Here is a 12,563-nt window from a genome sequence, read left to right on the forward strand (position 1 = left end):
ATCCGCTAGAGATCTGTTTCTACGTTCACTGAGACTATCGGTGTTATTTACAGTACACCGTCCAAAGCTGATCAATTCTTGTCGTGAAGCTCTGACTCATCATCTCCCTGCGCATACCCCAATCAGGATCGGTCGGCACACTCGCTAAACGCATCGTCCCCCGGCCCCACTTTCCATTTATGGCATCCAAAACACCCATTACTTTCTGGGTTGCTTCAGGCTGAGAGATCGAAAATAGATCTTCGGTGTACTCGCCCTTCTGACAGAGGTTGACCAACAGAACCTCTGCTTTGCTGTATTTGAAGCCTGGTCGGAATACTCGATCCACCGCTTCCACGGCAGCCTTTGTCATCAACCGAACATCGTCGGTTGGGTAAGGCAATTCAACCAGTACACCATTGGCATATTTAGCTTCCTCCGGATTGAACATGCCGGTACGAATGCTTACCCGGATCTTTTTGCACAACGACTCCTGAGCCCGGAGTTTTTCCGTGGCTCTCATCATGTACGTCGCGACTGCCTCTTTGATCGGCGCAATTTCGGTAAGGCGCTTACCAAACATGCGAGAACAGCAGATCTCCTGTTTGGGCGGATCTGGCTCGTCGAGCTCCAGGCACGGCGTGCCGGCCAACTCACGGGCCGTCTTCTCAATTACCACGCTGAATTTTTTACGAAGCATCCAAGCATCAGCCTTGGAAAGATCCCAGGCGGACTTGATGCCCATGCCTTCCAGGTGAAGAGTCATCTTGCGTCCAACACCCCACACGTCTGACACCGAGCATTTCTTCAGTACCCAATCCCGCTTGATCTGATCACGAAGATCGACGACACCTCCGCTCTGCGCCTGCCATTTCTTCGCCGCGTGATTGGCCAGCTTACTGAGGGTTTTCGTACCGGCAATGCCTACTCCAACTGGGACGCCGGTACTCCGATAGACCTGTGCACGTATCCGTCGTCCGAGCGCTTCCAGATCACCTGGCACTCCAGCCAAATCGGCGAAGGACTCATCGATGCTGTAGACCTCGACAGCGGGCACCAGCGACTCGATCACGCTCATCACTCGCTCGCTCATATCGCCATAAAGCGAGTAGTTCGACGAGAACGCCACGATGCCGTGCTGCTTGAGTTTGTGTTTGATTTGGAAGTACGGCTCACCCATTTTCACGAACGGCTTGGAGCACGCAGATCTGGCGATAACGCAGCCATCATTGTTGCTGAGTACAACGATTGGCGTGTTGCGAAGATCAGGCCTGAACACCCGCTCACACGAGGCGTAAAAGGAGTTGCAGTCGATCAGGGCAAAGACCGGGTCAGGCTTTTTCATGGCTGCGCACGCGGTACATCACGACACCCCAAACCAGTAGCTCTTCCCCATCCATCATGTAGCGCGAAGGATATTTGGGATTCTCTGACTTCAAAATGATCTGGCCGCACTCCTTGACCAGCCGTTTACAGACGGGCTCGCAATCCACTGCCGCAATGACGATATGCCCGGATTCTACTTCCATGGATCTGTCCACAATGGCCAGGTCACCCGGAAAAATACCGGCACCAATCATGCTGTCGCCTTCGATGCGCACGAGGTACATGTGGGGTGCTCGCAAATCTAAGAGCTCGTCCAGAGACACCTTCTGCTCAAGGTGGTCTGCCGCAGGCGATGGAAAACCTGCAGGAACGCGGTAGGAGTAAAACGGAAGCTGAACGCCGCTGCTGGAAAGCGGCCCGAGGATGGTGACCATATTACAAATCGCCGAATACTGTATGTTCGTACAGTAAACAGCTGAAGCGGGTTTGCGGTCAAACGAAGACTCATCGCAAGCGACAAAGGGGTGAGCTACCGAAGACGAACAGTTAAGAATACAAATCCACCAGACACAAAAAAGCCCCAGTGAAGAGGCTTCTAAAATAACCGGGCTACGATCTTCGCTGACGCTCTGGGTGTAAGCAGCCAATCAGGAGCGGAAACATTAACACAGCAAAACCACTGTACATCCATCCATAAAAAATCGCAACAGATATTTTTCAACATCGTGTGGTACCGGAGGGCAAATCTTGCGGCAAGGCTATATGCAGCCGTATCCCTGATCAACCTGAATTGCTGACTCTGCAGGACGCGCTGACCCGCCTGCTATTTATGATCACCTGTAAATCGAACTCGCTCCTTTTGATAACAGACAACTCGCCTTTAACCACACATCTATCAAGCTTACGGCTGCCTACTGCAAGACAGGCGGCGTGTAGATGTAGCGGCCCTGCGTAGCTCGCAGGAATGTCTTCAGACTTGCCCTGCCAACCCCTCGCTTGAAGGATGCCAAGACGTAACGAGAGTTCATCGTGGTGATCACCCAAAACTTTCCCTCTTTTCTTGCAGAGCAAATTTCAGACGTCCGCACAAAATGGCCGTCCGCAAACCGCCCAAGCTCGTCGCGTTGCCTGTGGCCAAAGACCACGCCAATCGCGGAAGAAGAAGAAATGAAAACATCGCTTAGATAAGCTGTGATGCGCTCCTCGAACGACTGAGCATCTGCTTGGACTATGCGCTTCAGATGAAAATCTGTAAGGCGTTTACCATGCAGCTCTACGTTGATCGTATTCAGCATTTATCCGCTCCCAGGTGCATATTCATTAGGGTGTAACTCGATTTCTGGACGGTAACAGTGGCAATGTTACAGTGGAAAAATAGTGTTACACCGTTGGGAAATCTTGCATTTCTATTAGTAAATTTTTCGAAGGTTGTTCAGTGTGTTGGCGTCGACGGATGAATCCTGGACGTCGGTGTACAGGGAGCCGCTCTCAACCTCTAGTAGGGACACAGGGTCTCGTTTTTGTCATAGCCACCGGAAACCGACGTGAGCCTTTCCATCCGCCAGCTGCCGCTTTTATTGATCCAGGGCGGAGTGACGACCTGGAGCTCATCTATGACAACGTCTTCGCATTGTGCCGAGATGAGTTCGAACAACTTCGTATCGTCATTGAGCTTTTCCACCTGGGAGATAAATCGATCCTCGTAACGCTGCCTAGTGCTGACGTGATACCAGTGTGTAACTAGGCTCCGAGACACTCCATGCCAGTGGATAAGCCCTTCCCCGAACATCCCAGGCAGGCCAGCCATATCAATATTGTGAGTTCTGAACATATCGTACCTCGGATTCAAATTAACTTCGTGGCAATGCCTAGATATGAAGGCAGTACAAAAATCCTTCAGAACGGGCCTTGCGGCCACACTTATTTATGAAGCTTGCTAAAGCGACTTGACAGTTCCGCAGCACCAATGGCTTTCCAGGCCTCGGGATCCGAGGTCTTTTGCAACATATTCCAGCCGGCCCAAAGAAAAAATAGCGCGGCCAGAGCCGCTTCTACGAGCGCAGTGACGCTTGTATATTCCATTATCATTGGATGCTGGCCGCCGATGAAAGACATCATCGGCACGATTGAAACTAGCCATCCCACAGGAAAAACTATGCAAAAGGCAAGAACTGCGTAAAAAACCATCAGAAGCGGGACGGTTAGTCTGATGTGAGTTGCGAACGTCTTTGCGCCATCTTCTTTCCGTAGGCCGTAGACAATTCCGGAGTTCTTCTCTTTATTCGCAGAGTTCTTGAATAAACCGTAAAGAGTTACAGTCTCCTTGGCATCCATCTCCTCGTACATTTTTTTGGACAGCGTCAGATTCGGAAGAGCCTGGCCATCAATGCCGACTACCACTTTATAGCTATCTCCATGATCCGAGTTAACTTTTATATAGTCAAGCTTACCCGATACTTTTACACAATCAAATTTTAACACAAAACAACTCCTACATTTCATTAGAAGCATCTGAAACATGATCTAAAGCAAAGATCATAAAATCCAGACGAAGAGATGACTCAAAGCTTGCGCGATTGCAAGCCTCGCCAGTATCAATTCCTGCAATTACTGCGAACGTCTTAGTAGCCCCGCACGAACCACTTCTGCCCTCGCCCGTTTTTAATATCGCAACAAGTTATCTTAAGTTTGACTTCATCAGTATCAGTTCGCACCTCTTCCTTTACCCGAATCGAACATCTAAATGTTAGAAGGTACTGCCGTAGCAATACTCTTCGATTAAAGAAAATAGAAAACGGTTTTAAGCTTGCTAGCGTCTCGTGGCCATCGCCCATGCGCACGTAAACAGTATTTTTTGTCTCAAACATGATCCCGCCTTGGAAAAATATGCACATGCTCGACCGCACCCAATCACCTGGCTGAAATCTCCCCCCCTACTGTCGTGAACGACTTCGTGGGCAAACAGAAAAAGCGGTTAGTGACCTTGGCGAGATAATCTTCGCTGACATCGGCACGGAGGATTGTCCATTCCTGGACAAGACAAATGGGCTTACTCGGAAAGCGCTCCACCACAAAACCAATAGCTGCCTCGCGGGATAGCAATTCACCAGGGACGGATGTAGGAACTCCACTAAACACACCGCCATCGACAGGCATCTCAATCATCCGCCATCTCATCCTGCGCATATCCTTTGTATTGACGATGCCATCGAGCCGCCAGGCTAAACAGGGCAAGTCCAACTGGAACACCACTTAGATCAATATATAGATTTGAGTGGAACTACGCAAACGCGGCATACCGTCTCCTTTTGTGGGAATATCAAAATGTCGCTGCGTAGGCCCTATGCGGCAGTCCTCCAGCTGCTGCGCACCCGGCAAGGTCTGTCCCAGCAAGAAATTGCTGGGAAGGTCGCGCAATCTCATGTCAGTCAACTCGAGACGCTCAAGACCACCGCTACCGTGGATGTCACGAACGAGCTGGCCTCCGCACTGAAAGTTGAGGCCACGACCTTTTTCGCGTTAGTAATGGCGGCAAATCATCAGCAGTCGGCCAGACACGTATTGCTATCAGCTCTCGCTGAGATCGAGGAACTGGGGCTCGCCGATGAGATTTTGCCTCAGGAGCCTAGACAGATCGAACCGCCTCGGGTGACGGCGGCAAGAGAGAAGTGGCAAGCAATCCAAGAGCTGAAAAGCAAGGGATATAGTCAAAGCCAAGTTGTCCTCCAACTTGGCTACTCCAAAGCTACGGTATGGCGTCTGTGGAGCAATGAACCTGGTGTGTAACGCAGGCGCGTGAGTATCAGGCCCTCATCAAGCCAGCAGTCTACTGGGATTACTGGGGCCACGATGCCCAAGATATGCAGCCTAAGCGGCTATCAGCTTATCTCCGAGGGGCAAACAACCGCTCGAAGTGGCTGAGAAAATGAACAACTTGTTTGACGGCAAAACACTGTGCTCGGACACCCCTGCTGATTGCTTGTGGCTGGACGTCCTGTACGAGGCAGCTGGTGTCGAGCGACGGTTGCAGTTCAGCCCATTGAGTCGTTTGTTGGCCGGGATGCAGCTGGTGAGATTTACGATAGATTGCCAGTCAGAAAAGGCCACCGTGCGCCTCAGGACGCCCAAGCACTTTTAAAGTGCCGTCGCCGATCACTTCAAATAATCATAATGGCTCTCCTGGTCACTTTTGCATTCAAGCGAGCCAGTCCTCGCGAATTATTGAAATTATTTTATCGGTATACGCGTTACATACCCAGTTGGATTTTCTGGGCTAGCAGGGCAGTTTTGAGATGGACTACCGATTATCTTCTGGCATACACAAAAAAAGTTGTTGAGGGCATACAAGATCATTGCAACAATACCGATATGCCAGCCGATGAAAGGAATGCAGTATGAAAGTCTTGTCTGTCCCTGAGTTTCAAACCTTGATCGCAAACAAGGAGTGGAGCCACGAAAGCAGTACAGAAACACTTGATGAGACAGATGGTAGGGTTTATGGCTTGGGCAGCGTATCATCTAAATTCGATGGCCTAGAGATTACATATGACGAGGGCTACTCATACCTGCTGGGTGACAAATCCAGCTTTGACTCAGGCACTGAAGGTATGGGCAAACCGATTGTGCTGACTAATTTCGACGTAGTTGATGAACGTGGCGACACCATTGGCCAAGGGGATCTTCACACAATGCTTCATTATAACTTCCATGATGTTGACTACCGTGAGATACGAGCCTCCATCGAGGTTTGATCAATAAGAAACAGCCAGGCACTGCGGGGCCTTTTCTTTGCCTTGAGGTTTGACAGCAAAGAATCCCTGCCATTGAGCAAGATGCTTGGAATTATTTTAAGAGTATACGACTGGTATACGCATCTGTGTTTTCAAGAGTCTTGGAGGTGTTTGGGACTAGACCACTGATTAACTTCAGACATACGTTGATTCTGGGCCTTCTCTTTTGTAATACTTTTGATTATTGATGAAGACATCAACTGACAATTCAAGGCAACCAACATGCTTTCAAGAGATATTATTGTAAACTCAACTTTAGTGGCCAAGCCGGTCGCAGAGATTCTTTTTAACAACAAGACCGTCGACACTTACAGCCTCTATGAGACTAACGAAAAACAAAATAGCGAGCATTTTATTTGCAAACTAATTGTGCGAGCACGCTCAACTCGAGAAATGGTTAAGGACGCAGCCGTAAGGAAAGTTGAATCGCGCAACAACTACGATGAGGAATAAATATGTGCAACTTTTCGACAACTTAAACCAAAGACCGTCTGGCAACTCAAGGACGAGCAGTTCATCTTAGCCATTAATAGTCTCAAGACGCCCCGAGCCACACACCGTGGTGGCATGAGTATCGATCCAGAGGAGCTCAGGGAAAAAGTCATGGCCAACAGAGAAAAAAACAAGGACTTGGTGCGCAGGGGCTGAGCATATGTTGGCTTGACAACAAAGACTCTGGGGTAGAACTTCTGAGCCCTACCCCATAATTACTTATTGCTGCTTGAAATGAATCACGTTGACAGCCAACGACTCAGTGTACTGAAAGATCATCCGAGCCGATCCATACACCGCTGGATCTAAACTGTAGGCATCCCAACCGCCCTTCTTGCCAAGCACTGGAAGCGTTACTGGGCCTTTTGAGTCTACCGGAGCACCGAACTTTTCTCTCACCCAGCTCTGGTTGATCTGCTTGACCAGCGGCTCCGGCAAAGGGCCTTTGTACTCCTTGGTGCCCTCAACAGTTTTGAGCAGTGTCACATAGACATGTTGAAGAATCCTCCCTTCAGAGAACCCCAGGCTCAAACCGTCTTCAATGGACATGTATGGCTCATCATCACCCTTAAATTGAAACTGAAGACTCTTATTCGGAATAACACCTTCTGCCACTAAAACCGAATAGCTCTTGCCTATTCCCTTTGCACAGTCTTCTATTTTAGTAGTCATTTGTACCACCCTTGCTCTTTGTGCAGATTATGCAATTCTTCGCGAGCCTTTTCAATATCACTTTCTGCGTAACCCTCTTCAAGCAATCCTCGCTTGATAGCGTCATAGTTACTATCAACTGCTGCTTTTAGATTTGAGGCGTCGAGCCTTTGCTTGGCCTTTACATTTCGTCCTGCATAGGTTTCGCTATATTTTCTGTGAACCGATTGCGGAATCGCGATACTTGGCGCCTGAGACAGCAGATATTTAATCTCCTCTGGCGTCACGTTGTCGAAGTTATCAACGATATATGTTCTTAGGGCTGCTTGAGAGGTGATGTGATCAATATCAAGCGTATCCTTCACACTTCGGTTACTCAGATCCTTGTACACCCCAACTTCTAATGGCTTTACTGCCGGCTTCGCAAAAACAATGTAAAGCGGTGGAATACCTGACTTTGGCGGGAATACCAGGATGCAGTCCTGCCAGGTTATGTCATTTTCGGCGGGATAAATCTCGATCTGGGTATCAGTGTCCTCGGCTATTGGGTGTACCAATACTTTTGAAAGCTCGTCTGAAACACCAGGATACGGCGATGGAGCAGTGATTACAGGGCCATCATTTGGAGTCCAGATGATAGTTACGCCGCCCACATGCGCTTCGATGTGCTGCTTGTCCGCGCTCCACTGAGCATTCACAACAGGAACACTTGCCATCCCAGATGACTGGGCCGTATGTATTCCGTAGACCTGAGTCTGTCCTTTTTCGTCCCTTCGGAATTGGAAGCGAACCCTCGTCGCCGCCTCACTCATACCTCTCAGTTGCTCTTCGGTATAGAGACTGCCGTCAGCTATGTCTCTAGGCAAGAACGCGAGAAGTAATCCGGTAGCGACCGAACCAGCTGTCACAGCACTGCGAAGGGCCCACCTGCCAAGTCCTTCAGTGCCAAGCTGACCAGCGATTCGACCAAGGTACGTTATGCCACCGGAACCAGCCTCAACACTTGCAGGGCCCCCAACAGCCCCAAGAACCGCGACTTTACCGAAATTTTCTGCCGGTTCTTTACCCTTCCCTGCTTCTATCGAACCAGCAGGGACTGTGCAGGACTTCGCGAAAACGCATAGTTTCGGGGGCTTGTAACCGCTTAGATTGTTGGTTGGGATACCCGCCGTGAATTCGCTTTTATACGATCCATCGCTGATGGCTTGAGCCCAGATGTGGGTCGCGGCCTGGGCTTTGGCGGCAAAATCAGGAGCAATGGCAACGCTTATATCTTCTGCGGCCATGGTGCTGGTCTGGGTGGAAATCAGCCGGTTGCTACCGAAGGGGCAACCGCACTGGACAGCATGGCCATGTGTAGCAATAGCTACGAACTCGTCGATGACTGTGGGGTTACCCTCAGCGATAAATCCCATCGAACTGCATTTGGGACACCACACCGGGTCACTGATGCGTGCTGCCTTTTGATACTCGACAGTCGTATTTGTTGAGCCTTTGACTACCTTGCCGCCAGTAGTCGTAGGGTCTCCTTCCCTGATAACAAAAGCCATGGCATTCCTTTGATGGTCGAGCAAAACTCCGATGCTACCAAGCGTGGCAAGCTGAAGATGTAGGAAAAATCCTAAAGTTAAACTTGTTCAGATTGTTTTCCATCACCATCGAGATCAACAGCCGTTCATCTTAGCCATGGCTGGGACAACCCTATCCATAAATTGGCGCTCTTCGCTGTAGAAAAAAGCCGACGCGTAATGGATGGCAGGATGCCTCGACTGTTCCTGCCAGGATAGATACCAGGCATCAGGTTTATCCGCGTAGATCCTTGGACGGCCTGGGAATTGATCAGCAGTAATGTCCACCACCAGACCATCGACCTCCAGCCACGCATGGGAGGCACCGTCCAGCATCGAAGAGACGTAGTAAAACTCACCAATCCCCAGGGAGTTTAGGTGGTCGCCCATCAGCTCTGAAATGATTCCGCAGCACCCGCTTGGGAAGCCCTCAATGTGCATCGGAGCCCCATGAACGCTGATCACGTGCTCAACAGCTGCTCGGAATCTTTGCGCAATTGAAATCACGGAATATCTCAACATGAACTCGATACTGGGATGAGAAAATGGCTCTCCTTTTGGCTTCAAATAGCCAGGAAATTCTCGATCTACCTGCTCGTATAGATCGTTGTATATGTCATCTATCAGAGGTGCGAAACGCTCCATGCCAGATCTGTAGAAATCGCGAGGATCCACGCCCGGTGACTTATTTTCAAACGCCGCCTTGGGCATCCATGAATCATCTGAAGGGTCTTTCCTGTAACGGGTTGCGAGACCGCATAGCTTTTGATAAACGATCAACCGATTAAGATCACCATATCCCGGTGTAGGGCTACCAAGTGAGTGTGCAACTGAGAGGCCTATCATCAAATCCTTCAGCGTCAGGCCAGCACGCCGACCACTATGAAACAGCTCCGAGCAGCGCTCTGCCGAATCAATCAGGATGGGCCGACCTACGAGCGCATCCAGGGTAGAGAACTGCTCAACTTCACGATTCGCATCCATCGTTCTTCATCCTCGCCAACAAAAAGAGCCCCGCAGGGCCCTTTGTACTCAAACTGAGATCACTTTGCCAGCCTGGTTCTGGCCCAATCAACGCTGCCCTTCAGGCGGTCTGACCAAGTCCTTTCCAATACATAGAGACATCCAGTAAGCCGTGGCCAATGGTTTTTGTCTCAGGATCGTAGTAGGCCTGGTAGAAGTTGAAGTTTTTACGCTCCGCGTTTCGGCAGTGAGCCTTAATGATGTCTATGGCTCTCAACTTATCCTTCAAAGGCGTTTTGATTCCAAAAATAAGACCATCCAAATTTTTGAATCTGTACTTTAGTAGCCTTTCTTTAGGAGCGGAGAGATCGATATGGGATTTGAGAATGATCCGGTATTCTTGCTCTGCACGCCATTGGGCAAGCTTCGTGGTTAGTGCTAGGTCGAATCTTTTCCAGTGCCTATCTCTGAATTGATGTCCATCTGATAGGAACCACTGTCCAGCGCTACTGAACTCACCATCAGCGCCTTGATACCAAAATTCGCTTTTCTCTGGATTTATATTGCCCAGGGATGTGAAGAAATTGATCTCCACATGTTCTCTGTTGTAGTGAACCTTCTGAAGGGTCATTCCCTGAAAAGCTTGAGATATTCCTTTGTTGCCTAAACCCACCGGCCTATATAGCTCTAGATTTATATTATCGGCAGCACCTGAAACCCTATACTTCAGACAAATGCCAGTATGATTTTCGCCGTAGGTGCCCCAAATGGACGAATTGCTAGCGTCCTCCATAAAGCAGGCAACATACCAGTCTGGGTACATCAGACGCTCGATGCTTTCGCAATAACGCGGAGAAAATGTAGTGATCAGCTCGTTGTATTCTACGTACTTAGGATCGCCAATGAGGGACGAGTTGATCCGGTATGCAGCCGCAGAAACTGCAATACTGGCATGAGCTTCCGTCTTCTGGCTTTCGGTGAGTCTCTTCCCGATATCCTTGATTATGTCTGTACTGATTCTTTGCCATTCCCCAAGATCAAACGGCGGTTCGGGATATGACATCGAAGATAGATCATGCTGATGATTTACTTCGAATACGATGCTGAGAATGTACCAGTGGAGCCATTGGAGGTAGCTAAGTAGCTCGGGCTTGAAGCATTTACGTCGTCTTTTTGCTAAGGCAATAACAAACCCTTCAATCATACCGTCCGAACAAAGGAGCTTGTCCATGGCGTCGAAGGCGACTCTATGTTCACCTTCCAATGTCTCTGGGCTGACATGGACAAGTAGGTCAGGAGGAACATCCTCACCATAGACCTCGCCATCGACTTGCCAGCTCCTTATGGCCAGGGTGAGCAGGTAGTGCCTGAACAGGTTCAGCCATACAATCTTGTCACCCGACCAGTAGATCTCACGATACCCTTCGAGCGGATCATTGAGTTGGCTAGGTGGCGAAAAATAGATGTGAAGCTTTTCCAACTCGCCAGGTTTTGCCGGGCAATCTCCCTTGGCCTCCTCACCCAGAAGCCTATCGATAGACCGGAATCTGTATACGTACTTTTCCATGTGCGCTCTCATAAAAAAAGGCCCCGCAGGGCCCTCATTTGAACTCAAACCAACTCAGGACAGCCAGGATTCCACGGTGTCGGAACCGAACTCGCTTTTCCATTCTTTCAATGTTTTGTGGTTGCCGCCTTTGGTTTCTACGACTTCGCCAGTATGCGGGTTTTTGTAGATCTTGACCTGGCGCGGCTTGCGGGTACCTGCTTTGGATTCGGCGGCAGCTGGAGCACGGCGCGAGGCTTGGGGATCTAGCAGAGCGATGACGTTGCGCAGGCTGTAGCCGTACTCAGCAAGCAAGGCGCGCAGTTTGGTCTCAAAAGCGACTTCCTGTTTCAGGCCTTCATCGCCTTTCATCGCTTCCAAAGCGGCTAGTTGCTCGGCAAGATGTTTTTCGAGTTGACGGTATTCAGCAAGACGGGACATTTGATTCTCCAAATAAGGTTTTTGCCAGTATAGGTGAACAGCTCTAGCATGCCCATCCTGGGTGACTTTGGTTATAAAAGTCTTTACGATCAGGCCGCCAAAGGCATCACTTAGCCATCATGCGTACTAGATCGTCAAAGGGAATTAATTTTTTGAACAAAGTTAGCGTTTTCGCAATAGCAGCTCTCTCCGTGGCACTACTCAGTGGCTGTGCAGCAGCCAAAAAGGTCACATCTGGCCTGGACTACAGCACTGGGACTTATGTGACACAGCAGCAGGTTGACTCATTTCAGAAAGGCAAAACACGTCAGGCTGACGTGATCTCTGCAATTGGCAATCCGCCGCAGAAAGCAGAAATCATGGGTAAGGAAGTATGGACTTACACGTACACCCTGATCCCCGCACTGCCGTTCCAGCCGAATAAATTTGAGAACACTGTAGTTGAATTCGACAAAAAAGGTGTTGTGGTAAATGCCTACAAAACTGGCGGCACCCCTGGCCAAAGCGGCAATCCACTGATCAACGCTGCCGGCATGTAAGATCGAGAGGGCCTACGCAAGGCCCTCTTTTGTTTGGCTAAGAATCACTTCCTACTAAACCAACTCCACCGACAACCGATCCGTGTTATCCGCAAGACTGAAATCGTTACGCAGGATGCCCCGATGCTTCATTTCGTGCTTCCAGTCCTCTTGCGATCGCCCAGAGACCACGTCACTACGTCACCGTCGCGCAGGAACACGCAGACACGAGACACTTCCTTCTCACCCCATTGGCCGTCAGCAACAACTGCTTTCTCTTGGATACGGA

At 49.7% G+C, this 12,563-nt stretch carries 14 protein-coding genes; 3 read left to right on the plus strand and 11 right to left on the minus strand.

The genetic code is table 11. The features are described 5' to 3' along the window. Positions 1-43: 43 nt before the first annotated feature. From umuC to CF161_RS33070, 6 genes are all read right to left on the minus strand, one after another. On the minus strand, positions 44-1,324 hold the full coding sequence (umuC, locus tag CF161_RS01380; RefSeq protein ID WP_020294752.1) for a translesion error-prone DNA polymerase V subunit UmuC: 1,281 nt from the start codon (positions 1,322-1,324) through the stop codon (positions 44-46). Beyond that, on the minus strand, positions 1,311-1,739 hold the full coding sequence (locus tag CF161_RS01385) for a LexA family transcriptional regulator (protein WP_020294753.1): 429 nt from the start codon (positions 1,737-1,739) through the stop codon (positions 1,311-1,313). Before CF161_RS01385 ends, umuC begins: the two co-directional genes overlap by 14 nt. Positions 1,740-2,216: 477 nt before the next feature. Next, positions 2,217-2,600, minus strand: coding sequence for a hypothetical protein (locus tag CF161_RS01390; protein ID WP_020294754.1), 384 nt, complete (start codon positions 2,598-2,600; stop codon positions 2,217-2,219). A 625-nt stretch (positions 2,601-3,225) separates the two neighbouring features. Beyond that, the gene (locus CF161_RS01400; RefSeq protein WP_043228390.1) at positions 3,226-3,786 is read right to left on the minus strand and encodes a hypothetical protein; all 561 of its coding nucleotides are present in this window, start codon (positions 3,784-3,786) and stop codon (positions 3,226-3,228) included. Positions 3,787-3,926: 140 nt separating this feature from the next. Further along, the gene (locus tag CF161_RS33585) at positions 3,927-4,199 is read right to left on the minus strand and encodes a hypothetical protein (RefSeq protein WP_371106490.1); all 273 of its coding nucleotides are present in this window, start codon (positions 4,197-4,199) and stop codon (positions 3,927-3,929) included. A 16-nt stretch (positions 4,200-4,215) separates the two neighbouring features. After that, positions 4,216-4,470 (minus strand): hypothetical protein, encoded by a 255-nt coding sequence (locus tag CF161_RS33070; RefSeq protein WP_177326743.1) that lies wholly within the window; start codon positions 4,468-4,470, stop codon positions 4,216-4,218. A 159-nt stretch (positions 4,471-4,629) separates the two neighbouring features. Between CF161_RS33070 and CF161_RS01410 the strand changes: the two genes are divergently transcribed. Both CF161_RS01410 and CF161_RS01420 read left to right on the plus strand, forming a co-directional pair. Next, on the plus strand, positions 4,630-5,091 hold the full coding sequence (locus CF161_RS01410; RefSeq protein WP_020294758.1) for a helix-turn-helix domain-containing protein: 462 nt from the start codon (positions 4,630-4,632) through the stop codon (positions 5,089-5,091). A 608-nt stretch (positions 5,092-5,699) separates the two neighbouring features. Then, positions 5,700-6,056, plus strand: a complete 357-nt coding sequence (locus CF161_RS01420; protein WP_020294760.1) for a hypothetical protein — start codon at positions 5,700-5,702, stop codon at positions 6,054-6,056. 750 nt (positions 6,057-6,806) lie between these two features. On the opposite strand, the gene CF161_RS01425 is transcribed toward CF161_RS01420, so the two are convergent. The 5 genes from CF161_RS01425 to CF161_RS01445 all read right to left on the minus strand — a co-directional run bounded on the left by CF161_RS01425 (position 6,807) and on the right by CF161_RS01445 (position 11,756). Beyond that, complete coding sequence (locus CF161_RS01425; protein ID WP_020294761.1) at positions 6,807-7,259, minus strand: DUF6392 family protein; 453 nt, start codon at positions 7,257-7,259, stop codon at positions 6,807-6,809. Further along, entirely contained in the window at positions 7,256-8,788 is a 1,533-nt protein-coding gene (locus tag CF161_RS01430) for an S-type pyocin domain-containing protein (RefSeq protein WP_020294762.1), read from the minus strand. The genes CF161_RS01425 and CF161_RS01430 overlap by 4 nt, the downstream gene beginning before the upstream one ends. Before the next feature lie 114 nt (positions 8,789-8,902). Next, positions 8,903-9,790: a hypothetical protein gene (locus CF161_RS33315; RefSeq protein ID WP_020294763.1), complete on the minus strand. Its 888-nt coding sequence runs from the start codon at positions 9,788-9,790 to the stop codon at positions 8,903-8,905. A gap of 100 nt (positions 9,791-9,890) precedes the next feature. Further along, the gene (locus tag CF161_RS01440) at positions 9,891-11,336 is read right to left on the minus strand and encodes a DUF2971 domain-containing protein (RefSeq protein WP_043228331.1); all 1,446 of its coding nucleotides are present in this window, start codon (positions 11,334-11,336) and stop codon (positions 9,891-9,893) included. Positions 11,337-11,390: 54 nt separating this feature from the next. Further along, positions 11,391-11,756, minus strand: a complete 366-nt coding sequence (locus tag CF161_RS01445; protein ID WP_020294765.1) for a histone-like nucleoid-structuring protein, MvaT/MvaU family — start codon at positions 11,754-11,756, stop codon at positions 11,391-11,393. 152 nt (positions 11,757-11,908) lie between these two features. On the opposite strand from CF161_RS01445, the gene CF161_RS31915 reads away from it, so the two are divergent. After that, on the plus strand, positions 11,909-12,295 hold the full coding sequence (locus CF161_RS31915; protein WP_043228334.1) for an outer membrane protein assembly factor BamE: 387 nt from the start codon (positions 11,909-11,911) through the stop codon (positions 12,293-12,295). Positions 12,296-12,563 lie beyond the last annotated feature (268 nt).

It is taken from the genome of Pseudomonas sp. CF161 (assembly GCF_000416215.1).
Lineage (GTDB): Bacteria > Pseudomonadota > Gammaproteobacteria > Pseudomonadales > Pseudomonadaceae > Aquipseudomonas.